The 26,248-nt window shown below is 34.6% G+C and carries 20 protein-coding genes, 1 tRNA gene and 7 pseudogenes; 10 read left to right on the forward strand and 18 right to left on the reverse strand.

Features of this window, described 5'->3' with window-relative positions; genetic code table 11:
• Positions 1-153 precede the first annotated feature (153 nt).
• The 3 genes and pseudogenes from tsaD to NMD99_RS03665 form a co-directional block, all read right to left on the reverse strand.
• A pseudogene (gene tsaD, locus NMD99_RS03655) lies at positions 154-1,159 on the reverse strand (tRNA (adenosine(37)-N6)-threonylcarbamoyltransferase complex transferase subunit TsaD).
• Between the two features lie 234 nt (positions 1,160-1,393).
• Positions 1,394-1,684 (reverse strand): GIY-YIG nuclease family protein, encoded by a 291-nt coding sequence (locus tag NMD99_RS03660; protein ID WP_253309210.1) that lies wholly within the window; start codon positions 1,682-1,684, stop codon positions 1,394-1,396.
• Positions 1,685-1,875: 191 nt separating this feature from the next.
• Positions 1,876-2,613, reverse strand: a complete 738-nt coding sequence (locus NMD99_RS03665; RefSeq protein ID WP_264735927.1) for a WD_0702 family putative metalloprotease — start codon at positions 2,611-2,613, stop codon at positions 1,876-1,878.
• A gap of 858 nt (positions 2,614-3,471) precedes the next feature.
• Here NMD99_RS03665 and NMD99_RS03670 point away from each other — a divergent pair.
• The gene (locus tag NMD99_RS03670; RefSeq protein ID WP_264687915.1) at positions 3,472-4,080 is read left to right on the forward strand and encodes a superoxide dismutase; all 609 of its coding nucleotides are present in this window, start codon (positions 3,472-3,474) and stop codon (positions 4,078-4,080) included.
• A gap of 1 nt (position 4,081) precedes the next feature.
• Positions 4,082-5,365: a M16 family metallopeptidase gene (locus NMD99_RS03675; protein ID WP_253309213.1), complete on the forward strand. Its 1,284-nt coding sequence runs from the start codon at positions 4,082-4,084 to the stop codon at positions 5,363-5,365.
• A gap of 19 nt (positions 5,366-5,384) precedes the next feature.
• Here the strand turns inward: NMD99_RS03675 and NMD99_RS03680 are convergent.
• Positions 5,385-5,930, reverse strand: a pseudogene (locus NMD99_RS03680) (IS256-like element ISWpi15 family transposase); the annotation flags it as partial.
• Between the two features lie 223 nt (positions 5,931-6,153).
• Between NMD99_RS03680 and NMD99_RS03685 the strand changes: the two are divergent.
• Positions 6,154-7,168 (forward strand): annotated as a pseudogene (locus NMD99_RS03685) (IS110 family RNA-guided transposase).
• Between the two features lie 189 nt (positions 7,169-7,357).
• Here NMD99_RS03685 and NMD99_RS03690 read toward each other — a convergent pair.
• Together NMD99_RS03690 and gatB are read right to left on the reverse strand one after the other, a co-directional pair.
• Positions 7,358-8,884, reverse strand: a complete 1,527-nt coding sequence (locus NMD99_RS03690) for an ATP-binding protein (RefSeq protein ID WP_253309369.1) — start codon at positions 8,882-8,884, stop codon at positions 7,358-7,360.
• 132 nt (positions 8,885-9,016) lie between these two features.
• Entirely contained in the window at positions 9,017-10,441 is a 1,425-nt protein-coding gene (gatB, locus tag NMD99_RS03695) for an Asp-tRNA(Asn)/Glu-tRNA(Gln) amidotransferase subunit GatB (protein ID WP_264687817.1), read from the reverse strand.
• Positions 10,442-10,815: 374 nt separating this feature from the next.
• Between gatB and ruvX the strand changes: the two genes are divergently transcribed.
• Positions 10,816-11,283: a Holliday junction resolvase RuvX gene (ruvX, locus tag NMD99_RS03700; protein ID WP_253309368.1), complete on the forward strand. Its 468-nt coding sequence runs from the start codon at positions 10,816-10,818 to the stop codon at positions 11,281-11,283.
• A gap of 44 nt (positions 11,284-11,327) precedes the next feature.
• Here the strand turns inward: ruvX and ruvC are convergent, their stop codons facing one another.
• The 3 genes and pseudogenes from ruvC to NMD99_RS03715 form a co-directional block, all read right to left on the reverse strand.
• A complete protein-coding gene (gene ruvC / locus NMD99_RS03705) occupies positions 11,328-11,816 on the reverse strand; it encodes a crossover junction endodeoxyribonuclease RuvC (protein ID WP_253309367.1) in 489 nt (162 codons plus the stop codon).
• Positions 11,817-12,643, reverse strand: a pseudogene (locus tag NMD99_RS03710) (cytochrome c oxidase subunit 3).
• A 47-nt stretch (positions 12,644-12,690) separates the two neighbouring features.
• Positions 12,691-13,278 (reverse strand): thiaminase II/PqqC family protein, encoded by a 588-nt coding sequence (locus NMD99_RS03715; RefSeq protein ID WP_309166870.1) that lies wholly within the window; start codon positions 13,276-13,278, stop codon positions 12,691-12,693.
• Between the two features lie 85 nt (positions 13,279-13,363).
• On the opposite strand from NMD99_RS03715, the gene NMD99_RS03720 reads away from it, so the two are divergent.
• Complete coding sequence (locus tag NMD99_RS03720) at positions 13,364-14,383, forward strand: IS110 family RNA-guided transposase (RefSeq protein WP_309165827.1); 1,020 nt, start codon at positions 13,364-13,366, stop codon at positions 14,381-14,383.
• A 653-nt stretch (positions 14,384-15,036) separates the two neighbouring features.
• Here NMD99_RS03720 and NMD99_RS03725 read toward each other — a convergent pair.
• From NMD99_RS03725 to pheS, 8 genes and pseudogenes are all read right to left on the reverse strand, one after another.
• A complete protein-coding gene (locus tag NMD99_RS03725) occupies positions 15,037-15,711 on the reverse strand; it encodes a thiaminase II/PqqC family protein (RefSeq protein WP_264687814.1) in 675 nt (224 codons plus the stop codon).
• 125 nt (positions 15,712-15,836) lie between these two features.
• Positions 15,837-17,009, reverse strand: coding sequence for a methionine adenosyltransferase (gene metK / locus NMD99_RS03730; protein ID WP_265016733.1), 1,173 nt, complete (start codon positions 17,007-17,009; stop codon positions 15,837-15,839).
• Between the two features lie 63 nt (positions 17,010-17,072).
• Positions 17,073-17,149 (reverse strand) — tRNA-Ile (locus tag NMD99_RS03735).
• 9 nt (positions 17,150-17,158) lie between these two features.
• Positions 17,159-17,428 carry a 50S ribosomal protein L27 gene (rpmA, locus tag NMD99_RS03740; RefSeq protein ID WP_096617064.1) on the reverse strand — a complete coding sequence of 90 codons (270 nt, stop codon included), beginning with the start codon at positions 17,426-17,428 and terminating at the stop codon, positions 17,159-17,161.
• A gap of 10 nt (positions 17,429-17,438) precedes the next feature.
• Positions 17,439-17,740: pseudogene (rplU, locus tag NMD99_RS03745) on the reverse strand (50S ribosomal protein L21).
• Positions 17,741-18,070: 330 nt separating this feature from the next.
• On the reverse strand, positions 18,071-18,538 hold the full coding sequence (locus tag NMD99_RS03750; protein ID WP_264687812.1) for a P44/Msp2 family outer membrane protein: 468 nt from the start codon (positions 18,536-18,538) through the stop codon (positions 18,071-18,073).
• 71 nt (positions 18,539-18,609) lie between these two features.
• Positions 18,610-19,902 carry a bifunctional UDP-N-acetylglucosamine diphosphorylase/glucosamine-1-phosphate N-acetyltransferase GlmU gene (gene glmU, locus NMD99_RS03755; RefSeq protein ID WP_253307320.1) on the reverse strand — a complete coding sequence of 431 codons (1,293 nt, stop codon included), beginning with the start codon at positions 19,900-19,902 and terminating at the stop codon, positions 18,610-18,612.
• Positions 19,903-20,946, reverse strand: a complete 1,044-nt coding sequence (gene pheS, locus NMD99_RS03760) for a phenylalanine--tRNA ligase subunit alpha (RefSeq protein ID WP_265017357.1) — start codon at positions 20,944-20,946, stop codon at positions 19,903-19,905.
• A 145-nt stretch (positions 20,947-21,091) separates the two neighbouring features.
• Here pheS and NMD99_RS03765 point away from each other — a divergent pair.
• The 5 genes and pseudogenes from NMD99_RS03765 to NMD99_RS03785 all read left to right on the forward strand — a co-directional run.
• Positions 21,092-21,731: pseudogene (locus tag NMD99_RS03765) on the forward strand (hypothetical protein); the annotation flags it as partial.
• A gap of 231 nt (positions 21,732-21,962) precedes the next feature.
• Positions 21,963-22,433 carry a hypothetical protein gene (locus tag NMD99_RS03770; RefSeq protein ID WP_309166878.1) on the forward strand — a complete coding sequence of 157 codons (471 nt, stop codon included), beginning with the start codon at positions 21,963-21,965 and terminating at the stop codon, positions 22,431-22,433.
• The gene (locus NMD99_RS03775) at positions 22,421-22,741 is read left to right on the forward strand and encodes a hypothetical protein (protein WP_309166879.1); all 321 of its coding nucleotides are present in this window, start codon (positions 22,421-22,423) and stop codon (positions 22,739-22,741) included. Before NMD99_RS03770 ends, NMD99_RS03775 begins: the two co-directional genes overlap by 13 nt.
• A gap of 374 nt (positions 22,742-23,115) precedes the next feature.
• Positions 23,116-23,712: a riboflavin synthase gene (locus NMD99_RS03780; protein WP_264687809.1), complete on the forward strand. Its 597-nt coding sequence runs from the start codon at positions 23,116-23,118 to the stop codon at positions 23,710-23,712.
• Between the two features lie 57 nt (positions 23,713-23,769).
• Positions 23,770-24,374 (forward strand): annotated as a pseudogene (locus tag NMD99_RS03785) (CvpA family protein).
• Positions 24,375-24,424: 50 nt separating this feature from the next.
• Here the strand turns inward: NMD99_RS03785 and uvrC are convergent.
• On the reverse strand, positions 24,425-26,245 hold the full coding sequence (gene uvrC / locus NMD99_RS03795) for an excinuclease ABC subunit UvrC (RefSeq protein ID WP_253307315.1): 1,821 nt from the start codon (positions 26,243-26,245) through the stop codon (positions 24,425-24,427).
• Positions 26,246-26,248: the final 3 nt, after the last annotated feature.

Here is a 26,248-nt window from a genome sequence, read left to right on the forward strand (position 1 = left end):
TGTGGAAATTGTTCTCAAATCACAATGTTCGTACAGCTATAGATTCATTCGCGGCGTAGATTCCGCTAACACGTAGCGGAATGACGAATTTGTCGTTTTTCAAATCGTCGGTAAACCTAAGTCACTTTAGCTATAATTCAGAATTGAGAGTTTTTAATAACTTTCTAACTCCCACTTAGGTCTTGGTGCAAAATTAAGTGGATCTATATAATTCTTCTGTAACCTTTCAATTCCTGCCCATCCAACCATTACTGCATTGTCTGTACATAGATTATTAGGGGAAAAATATGTTTAAGTTTATGTGTTCTTTCAGTTTTTCTCTCAAAAAATTATTTGCTGCAACTCCGCCGGTAATCACAAAGTCATTGATTTTGATATTTAAAGATTCGGCCATAATAATCGCATTACTAACCCTGTCCAGCAGTATGTCACTAATACACTCTTGAAACGAAGCACACACATCACACACATCTTGCTCGCTCATTTCGAGTTTCTGCACTAAGTTTTTTACTGCTGTCTTGATTCCAGAAAACGAAAAGTTACATCCAGAACGTTTTATCATCGCCCTTGGCAGTTTAAATCTTTCACCATTGCCTTTTTTAGCTAACTTTTCAATTAATGGCCCTCCGGGATAGCTTAAACCCAGCATCTTAGCAACTTTATCAAATGCTTCTCCTAACGAGTCATCAAGTGTCTCCCCGAGTTTAATATATTTACCTACATCCTGTGCAATTAAAAATTGACAGTGACCACCTGATATTAATAGAACTAAAAACGGAAATTTCACCTCATGCAGTAACCTAATAACTAATGCATGCGCTTCTAAGTGATTCACTGCAATGAACGGTTTTTGTGCTACATGCGCAATTGCTTTAGCCATCATTGTACCAACTATTAATCCACCTATGAGTCCTGGTCCTGATGTTGCTGCAATTGCATTGAGATCACAAAAGTTAAGGTTAGATTTTTCCACGGCGCTTTTTATTAGACCACTTAAATGCTCCATATGAGCACGTGAGGCTATTTCAGGGATCACCCCACCGCGTTTTTTGTGTTCTGCTTGGGAGAGAATTTCGTGAGCAAGGACTTGCTTGTCACTATTTACAATCGCTACTGCAGTTTCATCGCAGCTTGTTTCAACAGCTAAAATGGTTTTCATGTATATTCGAGCACTTTATTATAAAAACTATACCTTGAAACGCTGTAGAAGTTAACTGCAAAGTTAACTTCTATAGCTAAAAGATTTACCGACAACCGTCATTCCGCTGCTTGTTAGCTGATGAGATACCGCGAATGAATCTACAATCGTATGAACATTGCGCTATTGAGATGGAGCACTTTCTTGTTATTCCAGGTCTCCTCTCTCGTCATCCCAGTGCGTGACACTGGGATCTCACTTAGTAATTTCGTAATATAAATCATACCAATTTGGGTTTTTTCTTGCAACTAAATTGATTTTCCATTCCCTTCTCCAACTTTTTAGAAGTTTTTCTCTATCAAGAGCCGAATCTACGTCTTGAAATTCTTCAAAATAAACTAATTTTTGTACATTATATTTCGACGTAAAACCGGGAATAACCTTGTTCTTATGCTCCCAAATTCGTTTAATTAAATTCGACGTAACACCTATACATAGAGCCTTATTGTGTCTACTTGCAAGTATATAAATATAATAGTTTTTCATAAAATTTAGATCCCAGTGTCACGCACTGAGATGACAGGAAGAGGAGACTGAGATGACAAATGTGAGTGCTGATGTAACAAATGTAAATGCTTGAATGACATCAATAATTATATACATTTTATCACTAAACTAGACGTTCGTACAGTCGTGGAATGAATTGCGGTATGACGTAGGAAAACCTGCACTATAAGCTAATCATCATCTCCAAATATGGAGCTAATTTTTTTGCCCCCAGGAGAAAATTTATTAGTCCAACTGCTTTGCACTTTGGTTACGTCTTTAGTGGCGGTTTTATTGCTGTATTCCTTGATTTCCTTATCTATTCTATCCATCATTTGTGGATCCAGGCAGCTCTTTTTCCATTGATCAGTAGCAAGGAACACTTTGTTTAAATCTTGAGTGCGAATTAAGTATTCTTTATCCTTAGGATAAACCTCTTGTGCCCAAGCAAATAGCTCAAAATAGCGTGCAAACAATTCAGATGCGCGTGACTTTGCAGTTTGATAAGCTTGTATCTCCTTAAATATAACTTGGCTAATAATTTTCTGCACAAGAACATTTGCTTGCCTTAAATTCTGCTCAATATCCTGGTAAACCTTATGGAGAAATTCCTGCTCTAGGCTCAAGTTAAGCTCATTTTCAACCATATGTGAAAGTTCATGCACTATAATGTATGGATTTGACCTTCTCAGCACAATAACATACCTATTTACACCGGAAGACCTGATTGTCTTACACACCCCTTCTTCCATATCCACTAATCCCTCTTGGTATATTTCAAACGAAAGCTTATTTTGCTTTATTAGTGATAAAGTGAGGTTTAATGTGTTTCTAAACTTCTCAAATTGATAGAGATACTCAATATATCGTATTGCATTTTCACTGCTTCCTACTTTAGTCGCTTGTTTGATTAAATTCCTGATTAGCATGCCTTATTATTAAAGGAATTTTTTTTTATACTCAAGAGCTATAAAGTGTTTTTTAGGAAATCTCATTGCATAGCTAAAGTAATTCAGGTTTACTGACAACCGTCATACCGCTAACACGTAGCGGGATGACGAGATGCCACCGCGAACCGTCATACCGTCACGAACCGTCATACCGCGATTCATTCGCGGTATCTCTTAGCATAGATCCCGCTAACAAGTAGCGGGATGACGATTGTCGATGAACCTAAGTTACTTTAGCTATAAACATTAAGAAATTTACTAAACGAAGAAAAAAGGCAAAAGAAGCCCTGGTCATTATCTATTTTCAGTATTTGGCGTTTTTTAAGTCTTAAACACTGCAATTTAGCTGCTTTTAAATGCAACTCACCTTAGTTTAAATGTTTAAGAAATTTACTAAGCAGAAAAAAAGGCAAAAGAAACCCCGCGTTAGCTAGTTGTCACTCTCTAATCCTGCAAATTAGCGTACTATACTGTCTTAAACGACTTATAAGCGCGTTTCAGCTTGTGTAGGTAAAAACCTAGAAATATTGTGAAGACATAAGGTGCACATAGTGCGAAAAATTAAAAATAAGACGCCAAGTACGTTGTTTTTTTGCTGTTTAATCTGCACAGATGAAGATAACTGAATACCTTCAATACCATGATAAGGGGGCTGGCGGAGTTTGTCAAGGAAGTTTTTGTATTTAATCCGTTTCTATGGCTTATATAATAATCATTATTGTGATATAAAACTTAGAATAATGCAATAGATACCTAATGTTTTAGCTATTAATTATATGTTGCACAAGAGCACATATTACAATACCATCCAAGTAGGTCAAAAATAAGGAGATTGTCATGAGTTTTACTTTACCTGAATTACCATATGATAAAACAGCTTTGGAGCCTTACATATCTGCAAAAACCTTAGATTTTCATTATGATAAGCACCATAAAGGATATTTAAATAAACTCAACGAGCTAGTTGAAAATACAGATTATCAACATGTGAAAATTGAGGAATTAATAACAAAAGTGCATGGTAATAGCGATAAAGTTCCCATATTTAATAACGCAGCGCAAGTTTGGAACCACACTTTTTATTGGAATTCAATGAAGAAGAATGGTGGTGGTAAACCTAAAGATGATGGTTTTCTGGCAAAAAAAATTCAAGATGATATCGGTGGTTTTGATAAGTTTTGTGGGGAATTTGCCAATCATGGAGTAAGCCAATTTGGTAGTGGATGGGTATGGTTAGTGCTCGAAAAAGGAAAGCTCAAAATCACCAAAACTCCAAATGCAGATTTGCCATTAATTTATGGCCAAGTTCCATTACTCACTATGGATGTCTGGGAGCACGCCTATTATTTAGATTGTCAAAACCGTAGAATTGACTACATAAAAGTTTTCCTTGACCATTTGATTAATTGGGATTTTGCAGAAGAAAATTTAAAAAAGAATACATAAGATGAATACACCTCAGGTAACAAAATTAGATAATGGTCTGCGCATAATAACTGAGCAGGTGCGTGATGTTGATTCCGTAGCTTTAAGCATACGAGTTGGTGTTGGCAGTAGAGCGGAAAGTGCAAATCAAAATGGAATATCCCATTTTCTAGAACACATGGCTTTCAAAGGAACGAAGACAAGAACTGCGTTTGAAATTGCAAAAGCTTTTGACGACATAGGTGGGGTTTTCAACGCCAGCACCGGTAGGGAAAGCACCACCTATTATGCAAAAGTCCTCAAGAAAGACATAAAAACTGGTATTGATATATTAATAGATATATTGATGAATTCAACATTTCCAGAAGATGAATTGGAACGTGAGAAGGGCGTTGTAATACAAGAGATTTTTCAAACTAATGATTCACCAAGTGACATTGTTTTCGATAAATATTTTGAGGCAGCTTATGAAGATCAACCTTTCGGCAGGTCAATCTTAGGCACGCAAGATACTGTAAAATCTTTTACTCGAGAAGATCTAAATAACTACATAAATGAGCATTACTTTGGCGAGAATATGCTATTTGCCGTTGCAGGAAATGTTGAACATGAAGAAGTTGTTGCATTAACCAAAGATTTTCTCTCAAAGATTCATTCTAAAAAGCTGAAAAAAAGCCAAAATGCGACGAGCTACACTGGTGGTGAGTATTTAGAACATCGTAAATTAGATCAGGTGCACTTGCTAATTGGTCTACCTAGCGTTTCTCGTTATGACGATAAATATCACACGTTTCAAGTGCTTGATTCTATATTAGGGAGCGGAATGTCATCACGTCTGTTCCAGGAAGTAAGGGAAAAGCAGGGATTAGCTTACTCTGTTTATTCATTTAATTCCAGCTACACTGATACAGGGATGTTTTCCATTTTTGCTGGCACAGATAGTAGTAACTTAGATAAGCTTTTAAAATCTATGACGACAGAGTTGAAGAAGCTGTCTACAGATAATCTGAGGGAAGAAGAAGTAAATAGAGTGAAAGAGCGAATAAAATCCCAAATTTTAATGTCACGCGAAAGTGTTAGCTCACGCGCTGAAACATTGGGGCACTACTATGGTAACTATAATAGGTACATCAGTAAAAATGAATTAATAGAAAAAATTAGTGCAGTTACCACTGCTAACGTAAAAAAAGCAGCAAAAGAATTGTTATCTCAGCATGAAAAAACTACTCTAGCTGCAATTGGAGAAATTAAATCATTGCCAAGTTACGATAAAGTGGTTTCTATGCTTAAAGGGAGTGTTAAATAAACTGTGTCAAACCGCATTTTTAGTTCAACTCAATTTTCAATCTGCCAGGAAAGAAAACATCAAGTTGAGAGATAGTTAATGCCCAATCATGTACAGGCATCGTCCACTTTTCCTCTGCCTTCTTTATAGCACAATATACCTGCTTATACAAGGCATTTATGCTGGTAAATGAGCCTTTGGTCTTAGTGAATTTCCTAATTTGCCTATGTAGCCCCTCTATGGGATTGGTGGTGTAGATTATCCTCCTAACTGGACCAGAATACTTAAAATAACCAGACAAGTTTTCCCAATTATTCTGCCAAGATTTTATAACCATAGGGTACTTTGTGCCCCATTTTTCATCCAATTCCAACAGATAATTCTCGGCAATTTCCTTGCTTGAAGCTTGATATACCTTCTTTAAATCGCTCAAAAAACTCTTCGCATCTTTACTGGCCACATACTTCAGTGAGTTGCGTATCTGATGCACTATACACATCTGCACTTCCGCATTAGGAAAGACACTGTTTATAGCTGCAGGAAAGCTTTTCAGCCCATCAACGCAGGCAATAAGGATATCTTCTACTTGTATCTTGTCAAAAGCATCTAATGTTTTAAGCTTAAGCATTAGGTGGAGAAGGGAGGAACTCTGTGCTTCTTCTTAGATATAAAATCTGTAGAGGAGATAAGAATTCCCTTCTCAAAAGTATAGGCTGGACGGTATCGTAGAAAGACCTGAATGGTTCTAATTCTGTATTCACAAGACTAGCCTTACTTTTCATTTTTAATGGTAACGTATGGGGTTATATATGATCAACAACTTTTTGGGCATAGATATATCAAAAGATCGCTTTGATGTTTTTCTCTCATTTATAAGCAAAAAAGGAAAGCGTGAAACTAGAAAAAGAAGCTTTAAGAACGATGGTTTCAAAGTCTACTGAATTTTCTACACAAACATAATGTAGAAAAAGTAAAAACCTGCATGGAATCTACTGGTTGTTATAGCGAAGCACTGGCTGAATTTCTACACAATGCTGGACATTTTGTAAGTGTTGTAAATCCTTATTGCATAAAATCTTATGCAAGGAGTAAGCTGATACGACAAAAGAATGATCAGACCGATGCAGAAGTTATTGCTGATTATTGCCAAAGACAGGAACCTTCTAGTTGGACACCACCTTCTCCTGAAATGAAAAAATTAAAACATCTTTATCGTTGCTCAGTTGCGTTAAAAGATGAGTTAACATTAGTAAATAACCACTTAGAAAAAAAGAGAGACTGCCTAAAGAAGTTGCAAATGCTTGGGAAGACCTTGCAATGAATATAGCTCAAAAAATAGAAACAATAAAAAACTCCGTACGTGAACTATTAAATCAACACAAAGAATTGTTGGAAAATTTTCAACTTCTATTGACTATTCCAGGCATAGGAGAAGAATCAGCAATAGCTATTTTAGCTGAAGTTTCTGATATAGAGGTTTTTAGAGATGCCAGGCAATTGGCAGCATATACAGGAGTTATACCACGAAATATGACGTCAGGTTCCTCTGTATATGCCAAACCCAGATTAAGTAAATCCGGTTCACAAACATTACGTAAGGCACTTTTCTTTCCTGCCATAGTAGCTAAGAATCACAATCCTATCATTATGAGCTTTTGCCAAAGATTAAAGGAAAAGGGTAAGCATAATATGGCCATCGTTGGTGCTGCAATGCGTAAGCTACTCCATATCATTTTCGGTATTCTGACATCCAAAAGTGCTTTTGATCCTAACCATATCAAAAACTACAGGGCTAGGAGGTTGACTGAAGGTTTAGTACTTTAAAATCAAAAATGCTTCCTATCTATCTTATGTAAAGTGGTATCTTACACAAATTTATTGAATGTTGTTGGTTAGTGGATATGTTGATAAGTAAATTAGTTTTATACGCACAAAACAGATGAAGTTTACTTATCAACATATCCACTAACTATAATCTGTGTACTGTTACACAATTGGAAGTATTTTTTGATTTTATGATGCAACTTGGGAAATTTTTATAATTTTTTTGTTGACTAACAAGACGGTATCTCCTCTCACATTCCACTTACAGTCACGAGAAGTAATTAAAACATAAGGTTTTTTATGCCTAGGATGTAAAGATGAAGGTAAAAACCTTTTAATACCTTTATATCCCTCAGCATTATCAAAAATGAACAGGCTTCTCCTTCCCCTTCTTGCAAAAAAAGCATATGTTTCTTTAACAATAGTTTCTATCATCTTGTCATTTCCGTACTTATCCTGGGGAGAAATGCCTAGTTTATCATCTTTAGCTAAGTCCAGAAAAGAACTTTCCATAGTCTTAGAGTTTTCAGCACTTATCCATATAACATTGCCACCATAATACTTTCCATACTTGTAAGCATATTTCCTAGCTAACTCACTTTTTCCCACTCCTCCAAGACCACTAATAGTAGCAACCTGCGATATCACCGCTTGCCTGCCCGTGCTCCTTTGTAGTGCGTCATGTAAGGCTTTTAATTCAATACTTCTACCAGTAAAAGATGCCACTGGCTCTATTATGCCAAACCAAATCGCTCCTAAAATTTCCTCTCTTATTTTTTCAAAAAACTCATTTATTTCTTCATGTGATAGAAACTTTCCCTCTCTTGCTTTCATCCAATCCAGAACTTCTACCAGAAAGCGACCATAAACGTTCTTTTTATCGATATTATTAAATTCTTTGCCTAACTCATTCTCAATGATTTCCGCTAGTTTTATCTCGTTAGGTTGATTTACTGCAAATACTAATTTATCAAAAAATTCCCTTATATTCTCTTCTAACCTGCCTTCATTTGTCATTCGCTCAAACTCACGTTGCCATACCTGATTTCTTTCCAATTTTCTTTTTGAGTTTTGATCTGATTTACCTTGAAGTTCTTTTATCTCCTTTTCCAATTCTTCTATTGCTTCTTTTACAGCACTCTTAAATGCCGGTTGCACTATTGAAATCATGTTATCGTGAGTATAAGAGAACTTGTATCTCGTACCGCCGTATTTAAAAAAAATATCACTAGTGCTTATTACTTCAACTGCAATTTCTATTCCCTTGTTTGGTCCCGAAGTTTTTACTTTCAACTTTTTTATTGTATTTTGTGTTGTACTTTGAGCTAGATCGAAACCGATATTAGTACAGATAATAAAGTCCTCTAGGTCACCATCTGCAAAATCTTGATTATTTTTAGTCTTTAGGTAGGGAACAAAATATTTTGCCAAGCTAAATTCACCACTTTTATCTTTTGAAAGCAATTTGCCTACACCGATTTTTTCGCATTCATTTTGCTTGTGTTTGATTTGTACAAACCTATGTACTGTTGTTCCATTTTGCCTATATCGAAAAACAATATCATCAAAACCTGCAGCTGATTCCATTTCTGTGGCTAAGCGGAAAGAATATTCTCTATCTACTGCACGTTTGAGAAACAGCATTAGCCACTTCAATTGGTAAATATCACCATGAAAAGAGCGTTTTCTCCCTCCAGCAGGATAAGTTTCAGGCATCCTCAACCTCACATAATTTTATAAATAGTACCCATAAATGGTAAAAAAGTTATATGTCATGATATACAGATATCGTAACAAAGACCTTGGAATATCTACGAGATGTGCTGTTATGTAAATAAAAAAATGTGACTAATTACTTAATCTTTCACTCAAAATTGAATTCACAACATCAGGGCTGGCTTTTCCCTTGGTGAATTTCATGACTTCACCAACAAAGAAACCATATAATTTTGTTTTACCGCTTTTGTATTCTTGAACTTTATCTTGGTTGTCATTGATGATTTTATCTATTACCTCTGAAATTTGACATTTGTCAGTTATTTGCTTGAGATCCTGCTCTTCTATAATAAGGGATGCAGGCTTTCCAGTTTCAAACATAATATCAAAAACTTGTTTACCAAGTTTAGCAGAGATCGTTCCATCAACGATAAAATCTAAGAGTTCTGACAAAGCATTTGCTTTGATTGGGGAGCTCACAATATCAATATTTGCTTTATTTAAACGACCGAAAAGCTCTACAGTTAACCAGGTGACCGCGAGCTTTGAATCATGTTTTTTTATCAATTCCTCAAAGTAATCAGCAATCGCCTTATCGGAAGTAATGACATTTGCATCGTATTCGTTGATACCTAATTTTTCAATGTATCGCTGCTTTTTCTGCTCTGGCAACTCAGGCAAAGATGATTGAATTAAATCAATTTTCTCCTGGCTTACCTCAACAGGTAATAAATCAGGCTCAGGGAAGTATCTATAGTCGCTTGCATCTTCTTTGTTTCGCATCACTTTTGTTTTTCCCGAAGCAACGTCAAACAATAAGGTATCTTGACTTATTTCTTCCCCACCTTCTAAAATTTCAATTTGTCTTTGTATTTCATAGTCTATAGCTTGCACAATATAACGTATCGAGTTCAGATTTTTTATCTCACAACGAGTGCCAAATGTGCTACTGCCTTTTAGGCGGACAGAAACATTTGCATCACAACGAAGTGATCCCTTTTCCATATCACCATCACATGAACCAATGTAACGCAAAATCTGCCTCAATTTTTTCATGCATTCTGCAGCTTCCGCAGATGAACGGAGATCTGGTTCTGAAACAATTTCCATTAAAGCAACCCCTGCACGATTTAAATCCACATAAGTTTTGCTTTCCTCATGAACGCTCTTTCCTGCGTCTTGCTCTAAATGAATTCTCGCAATTCTTATTTCCTTTTCATTGTCGTTGATAAATACTCTACCATTTTTAACTATTGGCTCAAAAAACTGGGTTATCTGGTAACCTTGCGGTAAATCAGGATAAAAATAATTTTTCCGATCAAAGTAAGAACACTTATTAATTTCTGCAGAAATTGCAAGACCGGTGCGTATTGCTTGCTCTATGCAGTAATAATTTAGTATTGGCAGCGTACCTGGCATTGCTGCATCAACTAGAGAAACTTGAGTGTTATGCTCAGCACCAAACTCCGTTGATGAGCTAGAAAATAGCTTCGTATTAGAAGAAACTTGAGCGTGCACCTCAAGCCCAATTACCGCTTCCCAATCCTCTTTCGTCATGTATTTTATTTAAATGATAATCTTAATATTCTGCAAAATTAACACAAAAAGTCAAAACAAAACCCACATTTTTATTTTTTGTCTTAACTTTTTAACCTATAGTAATTAAAATATGACCTTACCCAGAAAGAGTGAAGAGAAAGAAAAGGCGTTTTTTTATAATAAAAATGTTTTTTCAAAAGGAGTAGTAATGACAAAAAGAAGAGAATATACAGTTGAGTTTTAATTAGAAGCTGTGTATTAAACAGCGTAGACATTCTGCTATTAATTATTGCATTCCTGAGCAATTTGATTCATTATTCTTTTTGTAAAAAATTTTCTTGACTTTCTCTCTACTTTTTCTGGGTAAGGTCACTTTAAAGGAAGTCTAATAGATGCTACATAGAAATCCAGATGAGTTTCTAAAGTCTATTCCAAAAGATAAGCGCATAATGTGCCTTGACATGGGAGAAAAGCAAATAGGTATAGCATTTAGCGATAAAACACAGCTTATAGCCACAGCTCATAGTGTATATTATAGGAAAAATATGAGCAAAGATTTAGGTTATCTGCATAGAATATTCAAAGAAAATGAAGCTGGATCAATGGTAATAGGACTACCATTAAAAATGGACGAGCAAGAAACTAAATGGTGTAAAACCATAATCCAATTCGCAAATAAAATAATAAAAAAATATAAAGTACATATATACTTACAAGACGAAAGCTTCTCAACATCTATCGCAACTCATACACTAAAAATCACTGGAATATCAATCACAAAATCAAAAAAAATAGATGATAAAATCTCCGCATGTATTATTTTGCAACGAACGTTAGACAAAATAAATACAATCAAATAGTTTTTTCAGATCTGGAAATCTTCAAACTGAATCTCATATAAAAGTTACTCAACAAAACAAGAACCTTTCGTATAAGCATGACAAATTGCTACAGCAAGAGCATCAGCAGCATGGTGACATTTTATACTCAAATTTTTAACTATTTGCTTCACCATAAATATAATCTGATCCTTATCAGCATGGCCATTTCCGGTAATGCTTTTTTTTACATAGTTTGCATCATATTCATTCATAGTTAGCTTTGTTATTTTTAACGCTAAAATTACAACCCCTCTTGCATATCCTAAAGTTAGTGAAGATTTAGGATTTTTATTAACAAAAATTTTTTCTACTGCAGCTTCATTCGGAGAATATTGAAATATTACTTTCTTTAATTGTTCAAAAATTATATGTAAGCGTTCACCTGTACCCAATTTTCCATCAGTTGATATGGTACCGCCGCCCAAAAATTCAATATTATTTTTCTCGTTCAGGCTGATAATGGCCCAACCAGTCTTGCTTATCCCTGGATCTAGACCTATTATTTTAACCACTTAATAAACGCTTAACCAATAGACAAACAAAAATAAAAACATCCAGACTACATCTACAAAGTGCCAATACCAGGAGGCAAACTCAAAGCACAAATGGTCCTGAGGTGTAAACTGGCCTTTCCGCGCTCTAAATAAACACACTGATAAAAATATTATTCCTATTATAACGTGTGCGCAGTGAAAACCGGTAATCATATAAAAATTGGATGTATAAATAAGCTTTTCTCCTGTTTCTTGTAGAGAAAAACTCGCTTCATGATACTCTATTGCTTGCACTATTATAAAAAAACCCCAAGCAATATAGTTATGGACAGCATTTTAATCGTGCTCTTTTTATCATTTTCAAGTAAAGAGTGATTTGCCCAAGTAATTGTTGTACCAGAAAGCAATAATATTAATGTATTCATGAATGGTAGTGACCACGGATCAGGTGGCAAAATTCCCTCAGGGGGCCATTCAACTTTTTTTGCAGGAGAAAACGCCTCAAATAAAAAAACTGGATCAAGCCAGGCTTTAAAGAATGAACAAAAGAACACTATAAAAAATACGACCTCCGAGAGAATAAATAAGTACATTGCAAATTTGAGTCCATGTTTTACAATGGTAGTATGACATTTATCATAAATGGCCTCCCTTATTACATCTCTCCACCAATAGAACAGCACCCCTGATACTGCGGAGATTCCCAGAACTAAACAAAACATTCCGAAAATTTGTTTATGAAGCGCGCCAACTAATCCAAGTGCAAGAATAAGAATTGCTGCTGATATAGCAATTGGCCAAGGACTTGGGTCCACTAAATGAAAATCATGTTCTTTACTTTTCATAGCATTTTAAAAAATACTTACTAAGGATACAAATTAGCTTAAAATTGTCAATGTTCCTTAGGAAATTGATTGAATCTTGAAAAATTATATGCACCATTCAAAAAATCTAACATGAATTGGGCGCTTATTCTAAATAACTTAAGCATCCTGCTCTTTTCATTTTCTCTTGCCCTGCTGCAATATTCATCAACAATATTTTCCAAAATAATGCATCCAGATTCTATAAAACTACCGCTATAATAATCAAACCAATCCTTATATCTATTATTTTTCTTGAATCTATTTTTCATACTATCAACGATAGTCTTGTATATAAACATATAAGAATACAAAACTGTTATGGCTTCATAAGTGTTGCTATATGAGGTAGACAAAAGAAAATTAGTAAAATTTAAGCACTCAAGAGATTTCTCTCCACGACTTATAGCATATATAGCAAAGTAGTGGTTATGCAAAATTCTCTCAATAGCAATTGCCCCTCGAGCCACCCTAATAAGTGAAACAACATTGTTACAGCCTTCTACCCTGGATGCAGTAATTAAGACGGTACGAATATAATCACTCAAGAGTAATGTACCTTGTTGAATATAGAATCTGAAACATACTGTAATTGCTGTTGAATAATGGAGAGACATACTCCATTATTTTGGCGCGAAGTAACAAATTCAGTAGAATAAGTTCTTCAAAAATAATTTAAACTTTTATAGTAGGAGTAGTCTCATGAAATATTATAGCGGATTAGATGTCTCACTCAAAGAAACTTTTATCAGTATCGTTGATGAGAAAGGAAAAATTATTAAAGAAGAAGTTGTTGCAAGTGAGAGTGATGCAATAGCTAAGTGCTTGCTTGGCCAAGACAAAGAATATGAAGTGATAGGGATAGAAAGTGGACAGCTATCAATATCAATGTGCAAAGAATTAAGGAATTTTGGATTACCAGTAATTTGTGTAGATGCAAGACATATGGCAGCAGCATTATCTGCAAGGATCAATAAGAATGATAAAAATGATGCAAGAGGTATAGCACAAATGATGAGAGCTGGGTTATACAAAGAAGTATTGGTAAAATCAGACGAATCTTGCAAAATTAAGGTAGCGCTTGGAAGCAGAAGGCAGTTAATATGCAACAAGCAGCAAATCATTGGAACAATAAGAGGATTATTGAAGATATATGGAATAAAGCTCGGTAAAGGAGCAAAATTTGAAATTTTTGCCTTAAGAATACAAGATGCAATGAATAATTTGGATGAAATCAGTAGGAGTTCAATAGAAGCATTAGTTTGTAGTTTGGAAACAATAGAAGAATCAATAAGAAAACTTGACAAAATACTTTCAGGACAAGGCGAAAAAGACGAAGATTGCAAATTGTTAACTACTACCCCAGGAGTTGGTATGATAGTAGCAATGACATTTAAAGCTGCAATAGATAATCCATATAGATTTGAAACATCTTATACAGTTGGAGCCTATATAGGATTGACACCAAGGCAGTACGCTTCTGGGGAGGTTAATCATCATGGCAGTATATCAAAAATGGGACCAGTGGAGTGCAGAAGTATGTTGTATGAGGCTGCACAAGTCTTACTTGTAGTCAATAAGAAGAAATTTAAGTTAAAAAGCTGGGGATTAAAGCTAGCAAAGAAAAAAGGGATGAAAAAAGCAATTGTAGCAGTAGCGAGAAAATTAGCTGTAATTATGCACAGGATGTTGGTTGATAAAACAGAATTTTGTTATCAATAAACAAGAGGAGTATAGAACAATAGTTTTATTGAAAGTGAAGATAGTAATGCCGATGGAAGGGACAAGCAAGAGCAGAAAGTGAAGCTTAGACTTCGTGCGAAACATGTTGCCGTCCACTTCCGCCTAACAAGTATAGTGCGGCTTGGCGAACTAAAGTTTTAGCCATATTGGACCGCGGAGAGAACTTTGGAAGCATGCTACTTTAACTTATGTAAAATCACTAGGATTATGAGGAAAGTATGACACCTTAATTTTTATGAGTTTAATGAATATGTGAATAAGTACTTTTAATGTGTGTGGACGTACTTATCCACATATTCATTAACTATATTGATTTAGAAAGGTCATTAAAAATTTAGTACAGGTGTTTTTTTGCCAATAAAGCGATTTGTAGTTGAGTAAGATAATATAATAGCAGATAAAATTTGTACTATAGCCAGGCTTGATGTCAGAAAATATTTTTAATGATATAAAAAATTATTATTGACTTTTATGCAATTAGAGAACTTTCTATACTTAGAGTGTTATTCTCCAATTCAACATTAAAAGGATGCTTAATTATATCCTTTAAAAGATTTGATCCATAACAACTCTTAATTATACCACTGAACACTACAATACTGCCAACGTAAACAACTTGTGCTAATGCGTTTTTATTGAGGTATATTAGAGCAATATGCCTCATCCAAAAACATTATCTCTAGCTCCAGTCCTTTCCTACAAAGCTCATATATCTTTTCCTTTTCACAGTCACTAGCTCTTTTGTATAGCCTACTTGTAATATCACTAACCTCCTCAACCACCGCGTCCATTCCTTTGCTATTACAGATATCAATCCACTTTTTGTATTTGTTATTTTTAATCCCCTTAGTTGTTATCTCATTTGCCATATGGCATATAACAATTTGGTATACATTAAAGGAAGAATAAGACAATACTAAGGTCTCAGTAACAGAATTGTGATACGCAGTACTCATGAAAAGGTCAACACAGGCAGAACAAGCTCTTGACTTTTTATGATTATCAGATAGATCACAATCCTCGAAATATTTTTTATATTGTTCTCGAAAATCAAATGCTCCTTTTGCTATATCAATTAACCTACTTATTGTTTCAACATCATTAACTTTAGCTGCAACAACTAAATGAGCACGAGCACAATCTACAGAACCTAGAAAATCCTGCTGAAGGTAAAATTTAAATCTTTTATAATCTAAAGTACCATTCATCAATTCAACATAAAAAGGATGTTCTTTCATCCTATCAATAAGATCGGAAAGCTCTTTTACAATTACGTTGTACAGTTCTCCTTCTATTTCGTTATACACTTTATGAGCCTCATAATAAAAACTGAATATAATAATTATCACTAATATAGTATAATTATTATGAAAAAGCAATTATACTTCAACAATAAGCTAGTATATAAATATGAGGCTGTAAATCAAAAATTTTAGCAATCTAAAGAAATTTTACTATTACCTTCTATATTGAATTCTCTACAAAGATCAGCAGACAAGTTCATGCTTTCCCAAGAAAATCCACCGTCATTTTCTGACTCTTTACCAAAATGTCCATAACAGGCTGTACGTTTATATATAGGGCGATTAAGCGATAAATGCTTGATTATGCCTTTTGTTGATAAATCTATACTATTCTCGATAAACTCTTTAATTACTCTTTCCTCCACCGCATTCGTACCAAATGTATCAATATAGAATGAAGTAGGTTTTGATACACCAATTGCATAAGAAAGCTGCACAAGACAACGTTCAGCTAAACCTGCAAAGACAATATTTTTAGCAAGGTATCTTGCCATATAAGCTGCAGATCTATCAACTTTGGTTGCATCTTTTCCGGAAAATGCCCCTCCACCGTGTGGAATATAACCTCCATAGGTATCAACCATAATTTTTCGTCCGGTTAATCCACAATCACTAACCGGTCCACCAATAACAAATCTACCAGTTGGATTGACTAAGAGATTTTCCTCAGGACATATCCACCCTTTAGGTAAAGATGAAACTATGTAAGGATAAATTATTTCTTTTACTTTTGATTGATCCAAATCCTCAGGGTGCTGTATTGAGACAATGATACTTTCAGCACGTACCGGGAGGTTATTCTCATATGCCAAAGTGATTTGTGATTTTGCATCCGGACCAAGCTTTGCTTCTTTAACTGCGCTCATGATATTTTTCAGAATCGAGTGTGCATAAAAAATGGGTGCTGGCATAAGGTTTTCTGTCTCTGTTGTTGCATAGCCATACATTATGCCCTGATCGCCAGCACCTTGATCCAACCCTATTGCAATGTCATTTGATTGCTCATGCAGCAGTATATTTACCTTCACTTTTCTCCAGTGGAAACCATCATGCTCATAACCAATATCTTTTATTGTATTCCGTACAATACTTTCAATCCTGCTATTTTTGATGTTAGGTCCGAATACTTCCCCAGCTATAATAACGTTATCTTTGGTGACTAAAGTCTCTATTGCAGCTCGCGCAAAAGGATCAGTGAAAAGGTATTCATCAAGTATTGCATCTGAAATTTGATCTGCTACTTTATCTGGATGACCAGCCGCCACTGACTCACTGGTTACTAAATTTTTATATAAACTCATGCTTTAGGTTTCTGCTTATACAATACCAAAACCGCTATAAAAACACAGTTAGTAATTACTAAATGGTGGGCCTGGGAAGAGTTGAACCTCCGACCTCACGCTTATCAGGCGTGCGCTCTAACCACCTGAGCTACAGACCCCTGATTTATTCAAGCTGAAGCTTTCATATTATCTGTAGGCAAGATATCAATAAAAGTCTTTTTATTTGCTGACCTTCTAAAGCTGACCCAGCCTTCTACTTTGGCAAAAATCGTATGATCTTTACCTATACCAACATTCTTCCCAGGATGGAATTTTGTGCCTCTTTGGCGCACAATTATGTTACCAGGAATAACCTTCCCATTCTTCTTTATTCCTAACCTACGACCTGCTGAATCTCTACCATTACAGGAACTACCACCTGATTTTTTAGTTGCCATATCTTACCTCTTACTTTTGAAGATTAATTTCATTGATACGAAGAACAGTTATATACTGCCTATGACCAGTCTTTCTACGGTAATTTTTTCTTCTTTTCTTCTTAAAGATTATAATTTTTTCTCCTCTACACTGCTCCAATACTTCAGCTTTAACAGTAGCATTAGATGAATAAGATAAGCCATTATTTGAAATACAAATCACCTTATTGATTTCTACCTCTTTTTTTCTTCAACTTCTAACTTCTCTACTTTTATTATACTGCCTTCTTTTACTAAATATTGTTTTCCACCAGTCTCAATTACTGCAAACATGATAAATATAAATTATTGTTATTAACTTTAATCGTAAACGATGTCATATATGCTGTCAATATAAATAAAAAACATGACTTAATGCTCCTTCTGAGCTACTTAAATACTTCTATCTTTTTTCACCTTGTTATCTGCTTTTTCTCAGACAATAATTAATTCTCAAAAAATCTTGTTTTGAACAGAAGCAAAACTTGATCATTTTTAATCTCCCTCACTTTGCTTTTGCGGTAGGTCTCTAATTAAAACTCCATAATATGGCTTATTAATTATCTAGCAAAAATTCAGCTTCAATTTGAAAAAAGTACAACCTGTTGCTATTCAGCTGGGGTTTTATAAGTTATAATTTATTCCAAGCTCAAATCCATGATTATAATCTTCAAATGCTTTCAATAGACTATAACCAGCAAAAGCACTTGTCCTTGAAGAAAGCGGAAAATCAAGACCAGAGCTTATTTTATATGAGAAACCAAACTTTGACTGTCCAATAAAATCGATAGCAGCACCTATACCAACATTGACATACGGAGTGATATCCGTGTTTGTAAACTCGTAATGATAACGTAAATTTGCTAAAATTCCTCCTTGCAGTCTGTATTTAAAAATATTTGCAACTGAAATCATAGGCTCAACTGAAATTTTTACGCTGTTTGTGTAGTGATAACCGATACTATGACTAAAATTGCCAGAACTGTATGACGAAGAAGTATAGATCCTATCTCTAACCCAATCAACTCCAAAACATGGTACTGACAAAGAAACAGCAGGCAATATAGCTACTAAGGTAAGTAATTTTTTCATTTTTACCCTCCAAATATTGATATACGCATGTATACAAATATAAGCATTAAAAATAATATAATTACAGCGAATTACTTTATTCTCTTAATCACCTGCTTTTCTCTTGCTATTGCAAGGCTTTTTTCTGGTACATCTTCCACTATAACACTACCTGCCGCAATTACAGAGTCATCATGAACATTAAGCGGTGCAATGAGTGAGCTATTGGCACCAATAAAGCAATTGCTTCCTATGTTCGTTTTATGTTTCTTTTTCCCATCATAATTACAAACAATAGTACCTGCTCCTATATTACTCCTCTGCCCTACTTTAGCATTTCCTATATAACTTAAGTGTTTTATTCTAGTGTTTTGACCAACTTCACTTGTTTTCACTTCCACAAAATTTCCTATTTTTGCCTTATTACCAATTGTTGTGTTTCCGCGTATTCTGGTAAATGGACCGACCTCAGCATTACTTTTAATTAAGCAGTTTTTTAAATGCGAAAATGGCAGTATTTTCGCACCAGACTCTATTTTCACTCCAGTACCGAAAAAAACATATGGGTAAATAACTGAATCTCTGGCAATTTGCGTATCAAGAGAAAAGAAAACAGTCTCTGGAGCAACAAGCGTTACTCCAGAGTTGGTAAAAAATTTTCTTTTGTTTTCTTGAAAGTAAAATTCAGCTTTTATAAGGTCATTTCTGTTATTTATTCCCGTTGCCTCTTCTCCACCGGTAATAACGTAACCGACATTTAAATTACTCTTCACTGCAATGGAAACTATATCGGTCAAATAATATTCATGAGTTGAGCTATTGCACTCTATTTTCTCCACCAATTCACGTAAATTCTTTGCACATGCAACCATTATTCCAGCATTTGCAAGAAACTCTTCATGATTATTTTTATCACTCTTTGCTTCTACGATTTCTCTTAAGGAACCATTCTCAATAATTAACCTACCGTATTCTTTATTGCTTGTCCTAAAACCTAGGCAAACTAGAGCCTTGCCTTCTAAGCAACTAACCATTTTAGTTATTGTGCTGCTTTTTATGAGTGGGGTATCTCCATACTGCACAATAATTATGCTCGAATCTGGCAATTCTTTCAGGTTTCTCATCGCAGTTTTGACTGCATCTCCCGTGCCAAGTGTTAATTCTTGTGTAATTAACTGTATATCCTTAAAGCACTTTAGTCTTTCAATTAAAGGCAGATCAACTACAACAGCAATATTTTCAGGATTTAACTGTTTTGCATTGTAAATGACATGCTGGAGCATGGAAAAACTGCCTATTTTGTGTAGGACCTTAGGCAAATCTGAATTCATCCGCCTGCCATGCCCTGCAGCAAGTATAACGAACGTATGAGTTTTACTTATCACTTATCTTAAAGATGAAAAATGAAAACCGTAATGATCAAGCCATCTGATTTTGTTGTCATAAAAGCTCCTTAAGTCGCTAATTTGATATTTTAGCATTGCAAGCCTTTCTATACCAATGCCAAACGCAAAACCGCTGTATTTAGTGTGATCTATTCCAACATTTTGAAATACATTTGGATGCGTCATACCGCATCCCAGTACTTCTATCCATTTACTACCTTTATAACTTATGTCCACTTCTGCAGAAGGCTCGGTAAAAGGGAAAAAACTATTACGAAAACGTATCTTCAGCCCTTTATCTCCAAAAAACTTATTAAGGAAGTGATGAATAGTAAATTTTAACTGGCCCATATTGACATTCTCATTGACATATAACCCCTCTATTTGATGGAACATAGGGGTGTGAGTTGCATCAAAGTCGTTTCTGTATACTCTACCAGGAGATACGATTTTAATCGGAAAAGTTTTCGCTTTTTCCATAGTTCTGATCTCCACAGATGAGGTATGAGTGCGCAGCACCATTCTTTTGTCGTTTATTTTATTCTTTAAGTAGAAGGTATCTTGCTCCTCCCGCGCAGGGTGGTGACTTGGAGTATTCAGTGCATCAAATACATGAAATTCATCTTCAATGTCAGGGCCATCAACTGCTTTAAAACCCATATGTGCAAAAATAAGCTTTACTTCATTTAGAACCTTACTGAGTGGATGGACCTTGCCCATTTTTTCTGGTCTAACGGGCAACGTGATATCAACCGCCTCGTTCTGCAATTTAAAGTTAACTTCTTCGGCTTTTAGTGCATTTTCCTTATTCATTATAAGCTGATCTAGCTTATTACGTAAAACGTTGATAACTTCGCCTAAATTGCGCTTTTTTCCTGCGTCTTCTATCTCTTTTAAGTTGTCAAAATAAGCTTTAATTACACCCTTTTTTCCCAAATATGATAGCCTGACTTTTTCTAAATCTTGTAAAGAAGAAGCATTCTCAATTTCAGAGACCGCTTTATCTTCAAGTGAAGGTATTTCATTCAGTAGCTCTTTATTCATCTTAGAAACGCTGGCTTAAACTTTAATTATAGTAAAATCTTGAATAGCATCAACAATCTAAAAACTGTCCCATTTTGATTATTAATTTATTGACCAATTAGTTTTTTTTATTTACCTTTGCGTTGATGAATTTGCTGTATCAACCATGCACAACAGTGACACTGAAACTGATAATAAGTACAAAATAGAGGATTTACCTAAGTTCTTTAAGGAAAGATCCAAAAACATAAGTAAAGCATTTTCTAGCAAAATAATTAAGATCAGTACCATTCGCTCGAGAAGTATTGAAAGTAATATACAAGAATTTTCATTTGAGCTAACAGCAACAGGTAAAGACACCTTTAATACAAGACCATTTCAAATAAAATCTTTAATTGATTTTTTTAAAATCTGCCTTTCTCGGGAAAAAAATTTTACAGTCAACATAAAAGTACCAAAAGAAAGCAGTGAATTATATAATAACTACTGTAAAACTAGTAGTGATAAAACTGTAGAAGAATTCGTAAATAATGCTCCGCCTCAAATCCTTCTGCAAGGAATAACAATCATACTACAAACAAATGTTAAAGACATTAACTTAGATAATTTGCACCAAATAGGGTCATTTTTAAATGAAAGGCTAAAACATGCAGAAAAAACTGAAAATGAGGAACAGAGTCAAGTTACACTACAAGTAAAAGAAGCAGAAAATAAAGACAGACAAGAACAGAGTGAAACTAAGCAAAAAAACGCACAAAATAGACAAATTGTACCATTTACAGGCTCGTTTGGCTTTAACGTAGCAAGCAAAGGAAATTGTAAAGCTCCAGTGGTTACTGCTGCAATAAAAGCTAATATACCAAAATATAGAATCTTCCTTCCCTTATCCAATTTTTTTAATGATGTAATAAGGTTATCCCTTTTAAGAACACCAAAACCTTCTATACAGAGCAACAATATACCATTTGGTGTCATTCCAGCGCTTGACGCTGGAATCCAGAAAAAAAGAAAAATGGACCCCAGTGTCAGCTACTTGGATGACAAGTAGTATAGGAAATCCAATACCTCAAGGAGCAGAACAGAATGTAGGTCAAACTACTTCGCACACAGAGTATTTTAAGGCTAACAGAAAAAAGAAGTCAAAAAAGCAGACCAAAGAACTATCAGAGAAAGAAAAACAATTAGCCATAAAACAAGCACAAAATGATGCTAGAGTAGCTATGTTAGATAACCAGATTGAGCGCAGGGGAAAAAAACTCGATGAAATATTTATTGAAGTGATGAATGGATACAAAAATCAAGATCCAGAAACATTTCGCAATGTTTTTAACTCAATATTCAATATTGTTTATTTTCAAGATAAACAATTACATGAAATATTGGAGTCAGGTGAGATATCAGAAGTATTAGAAATACTAGAAATACCACAACCAGCTGGCAAGTCTTCTTTTCCAAAAGAGTATTTACATAAGCAAGTATATAAAAAAAAGAGCAATTGCTCAAATTAGTTTCAGGTGTTTATATACAACAACCTCCTACGCAACATGAAAATACTCCTCATAAATCTACAAACCCTTTACCAATAAATAAATCTAAAGATCCTTCACCAGCAACAAATGAAGCTAAAACTCTACCACCTACTAACATTACACTCAAATCACCGTTAAAAACTGTATTTTCCTCAAAAAAGGCTTATTTTTGTCTATTTATAATAGTAGCATCTGCATCAACACTTTGCTTATGGCATTTTCCATTAGGAAAAGTGTCAATGTTAAAAGAATTAGTGCCACCAGAAAAAGAGAAAATATTGGGTTAGCATTGAACATAGGGTTACCGACATTGATTACATTATGTGTTTTGAGTTTAGCTTACTTTATATATTCTGAATATTCTATAGAATCTGTTAAGCAAGTAAGTGAAAACGATCCCCTTTCTCGCGCCTATAGCTAGTGCAGGCTCAGTTTTCCTACGTCATACCGCCGCGGATAGATCCCGCTAACAAGCAGCGGGATGACAGCAGTCCTACGTCATACCGTCACGGTATCTCACATAGATCCCACTAGCAAGCAGCGGAATGACGAATTTGTCATTTTTTAAATCGTTGGTAAACCAGAATTACTTTAGCTATAACAAAATAGAAGTAAGTTGTTGTAAAAAAATTTTCATGGTAAAATTATTTATTTTCACCATATGTTTAAAGGAATTATCACGGATATCGGGACTATAACTGATACTACCACTCACTCCAACTCTGATCAAATTTTCCATATCAAAACACAAAATTTACCCTCTATAAACAAAGGAGATTCAATAGCTTGCTCTGGTGTATGTTTAACTGTTGTGAACATACTGAACGATGTATTCACAGTTCAAGTGTCTCAAGAAACTATGAAGGTTGCTAACTTAAATACGTGGAGAATAGGAAAAAAAATAAACCTAGAACAAGCAATGCGGCTAAGCGACAGAATCGATGGCCACTTGGTTCAGGGTCATGTTGATGGGATAGTAAAAATTTTAACAATTGAGCGAAATTTAGATTCTCATGAAATCAAACTATCGTGCCCACAAGAATTAATTAAATTTGTTGCAAAAAAAGGCTCCGTTACACTAGACGGGGTTTCCCTTACAGTGAATTCAGTTATTAATCAGGAATTTATAGTAAATATAATTCCCTATACATGGGAAAATACAACTTTTCAGTACAACAAAATAAATGATTATCTGAATTTAGAAATTGACATGATCGCTAGGTATTTAGATCAATTGATGCAGCATAAATACAATTAATTTTACAACCTTGTTATTTACAACTATTATATCTTGAAAACCATATAGATATAAAATATGCTTTTCGATAGCCTAATTATCTTCATTGTTGTTCTATGCGTAATAATCTCGGTAACTAGAGGTTTTATAAAAGAGCTATGCGCATTGATGTTTCTATTTTTATCAATTTTTCTGACAGCTAATCACTATGATTTTTTCACTCCAAATTATAGTAAATATTTTGATTCTAAAGTTATACTAAACATACTTTCTACAATCTCTGTATTTATTATACTTAATCTTATATTCATGATAATAAACAACTGGCTAATGTACATATTATCACCCATAAGGTTGGGGTTTATCGATAGAGTTACTGGAATCTTTCTCGGAGTGCTTAAAGGAATATTGCTCTCTTATGTATTATTTTTTGCTGTGCACTTATATTGCTACACAGTATATGACAAAAAAGAATATGGCAAAAAGAGGAACATTCTGAAATAAAAGCAGAAGACATATTGCCTAATTGGATAATAAATTCACACTCTTATCAGGCTTTATTTGTGAAAGCAGAAGAAGTAATTGACATGTATGTACCAGAGTCGTTGATACTAAAAATAAAAGAGATCGGTGGAGAAATGGTTGATCAAGAAAAACCCAAAAACAATAAAAAAGAAGAGTAAATATTTATTTATAAATATGTTCATTAGGAGTATTCAAAAAGCCATATGTGTCAGGTTAAGAGCACTCCTCTCTTATAATTCACGTATTTAAGAATGACTTCTGCTAAACCTTTACTAATTCCATGTACGTTTTGAATTTCAGCCAGAGAAGCTTTGCTTATATTTTTCACTGAACCAAAATAAGACATCAACGCCTTTTTCCTTTTGTTGCCAATGCCGGGTATTTTGCTTAATTGTGAAACTATAAACTGTTTATCGCGTTTTTTTCTATGTGAAGTTATCGCAAAACGGTGGGCTTCATTACGCAGCAATTGTAAGTAAAGCATGACTTTGCTGTCATTTGCCAGACTGAATTCTTCCCTGCCCAGCATATAAAATGTTTCATTTCCTGCGTTACGATCAGGACCTTTTGCCATACAAGCAAAAGGAACGTTTATATTCAATACTTCCAGTACATTCTGTACTATGGAAACATGTCCTGGTCCACCATCAATCAGTAAAAAATCAGGTATTATGCCTTTTATATTGCCGGAGAAACGTCTGGTTAGCACTTCCCTCATCATTTTATAGTCATCGCCTGAAAATTTTTCCTTTATAGTAAATTTTCTGTACTCACTTTTTAAAAAACCCTCCTGCCCTGCAACAACCATTACACCAATTTGTTGATTTCCAAATATATGGCTATTGTCATAAACCTCAATACGCTTTGGAATGTTTGGTAACAAGAAGATTTTGCTAAGCTCCTCAAGCTTTTCTAGGTTATTTCTATAATCGATAAGCTTCTGCTCTAAGCTATGCTGAGAGTTATCATAAACAAATTTCAATAAATCACGCTCTTTTTTATTCTTTGCATGCAGAACTTTTACTGGCTTTTGAGCAACCTTATATAGTGCTTGTTCTATAATTTCCTTATCCACAATAGAATCTGGAACGTAAATTTGTATTGGAGGTATGTTAGCTGAATTATAAAAATTGACCAAAAAGGTGGATAAAATTTCATCATTTGAGTGATCACCACAGTTCTCGGCAAAGTAAGGAGTGCTGCCGTAGTTGTCTTTATTTCTGAACGATAACACACTAATACATGCTAGATCCTCTTCACGTACAATACTGAAGAAATCTGCATCTTTTTCAAAAGAAAAATCCGTGTGCTGTATTTGAATTTGCTCAAGAAACTTTACCCGATCTCTATATATAGCAGCAAGCTCATAGTTTTCTTCACTGCTGCACTTTCTCATTGTGAAAAGTAACTGTTCTTTCACTTCCTTATTTCTTCCAAGCAATGTATTTCGTGCCTGTTTTACTGATTGGCAGTAGTCGTCTTTTGTGATTTTGTTTATGCATGGTGCTGAGCAGCGCTTAATTTGATATTCAATACATGGTCTTTTTGTTGAGGAAAAGTATTGATCTGAACATACTCTTAGGAGAAAAGCTTTTTGCAATGACAATATAGTTTGCTTAACAGCAGCGGCAGATGTAAAGGGACCATAATAATGAAACTCATTCTTCTTAAATTTGCCTCTATATTTTGCTATTCTTGGATAATCGTGCTTGGAAATTGTTATATAAGGATAAAATTTTCCATCCTTGAGCACAATATTATAAAGTGGTTTCAATGATTTTATTAACTGTGCTTCAAGAAGCAGTGCTTCGATTTCATTCTCAGTGATGAATATTTCAACCTTAACAACCTGTGAGAGCATAACTCTAATTCGTTCAGAAAGGTTTTCGAATTGAAGGTAGTCAGATAATCTCGATTTCAAGTTTTTTGCTTTACCAATGTATAAAACTTTATCCTTATCTCCAATCATCTTATACACACCACAAGACTGCGGAGATAATTTTATCTGTTCTTTATATTGCTTGAACATTTA

The organism is Wolbachia endosymbiont of Listronotus oregonensis, assembly GCF_031205055.1.
Classification (GTDB): domain Bacteria; phylum Pseudomonadota; class Alphaproteobacteria; order Rickettsiales; family Anaplasmataceae; genus Wolbachia.

Excerpts from the sequence above, each read along its gene's own strand:
- NMD99_RS03660 (WP_253309210.1), bottom strand. The coding sequence starts at position 1,684 with ATGAAAAACTATTATATTTATATACTTGCAAGTAGACACAATAAGGCT.
- NMD99_RS03665 (WP_264735927.1), bottom strand. The coding sequence starts at position 2,613 with ATGCTAATCAGGAATTTAATCAAACAAGCGACTAAAGTAGGAAGCAGT.
- NMD99_RS03670 (WP_264687915.1), top strand. The coding sequence starts at position 3,472 with ATGAGTTTTACTTTACCTGAATTACCATATGATAAAACAGCTTTGGAG.
- NMD99_RS03675 (WP_253309213.1), top strand. The coding sequence starts at position 4,082 with ATGAATACACCTCAGGTAACAAAATTAGATAATGGTCTGCGCATAATA.
- NMD99_RS03690 (WP_253309369.1), bottom strand. The coding sequence starts at position 8,884 with ATGCCTGAAACTTATCCTGCTGGAGGGAGAAAACGCTCTTTTCATGGT.
- gatB (WP_264687817.1), bottom strand. The coding sequence starts at position 10,441 with ATGACGAAAGAGGATTGGGAAGCGGTAATTGGGCTTGAGGTGCACGCT.
- ruvX (WP_253309368.1), top strand. The coding sequence starts at position 10,816 with ATGCTACATAGAAATCCAGATGAGTTTCTAAAGTCTATTCCAAAAGAT.
- NMD99_RS03715 (WP_309166870.1), bottom strand. The coding sequence starts at position 13,278 with ATGTCTCTCCATTATTCAACAGCAATTACAGTATGTTTCAGATTCTAT.
- NMD99_RS03720 (WP_309165827.1), top strand. The coding sequence starts at position 13,364 with ATGAAATATTATAGCGGATTAGATGTCTCACTCAAAGAAACTTTTATC.
- metK (WP_265016733.1), bottom strand. The coding sequence starts at position 17,009 with ATGAGTTTATATAAAAATTTAGTAACCAGTGAGTCAGTGGCGGCTGGT.
- rpmA (WP_096617064.1), bottom strand. The coding sequence starts at position 17,428 with ATGGCAACTAAAAAATCAGGTGGTAGTTCCTGTAATGGTAGAGATTCA.
- NMD99_RS03750 (WP_264687812.1), bottom strand. The coding sequence starts at position 18,538 with ATGAAAAAATTACTTACCTTAGTAGCTATATTGCCTGCTGTTTCTTTG.
- pheS (WP_265017357.1), bottom strand. The coding sequence starts at position 20,946 with ATGAATAAAGAGCTACTGAATGAAATACCTTCACTTGAAGATAAAGCG.
- NMD99_RS03770 (WP_309166878.1), top strand. The coding sequence starts at position 21,963 with ATGACAAGTAGTATAGGAAATCCAATACCTCAAGGAGCAGAACAGAAT.
- NMD99_RS03780 (WP_264687809.1), top strand. The coding sequence starts at position 23,116 with ATGTTTAAAGGAATTATCACGGATATCGGGACTATAACTGATACTACC.
- uvrC (WP_253307315.1), bottom strand. The coding sequence starts at position 26,245 with ATGTTCAAGCAATATAAAGAACAGATAAAATTATCTCCGCAGTCTTGT.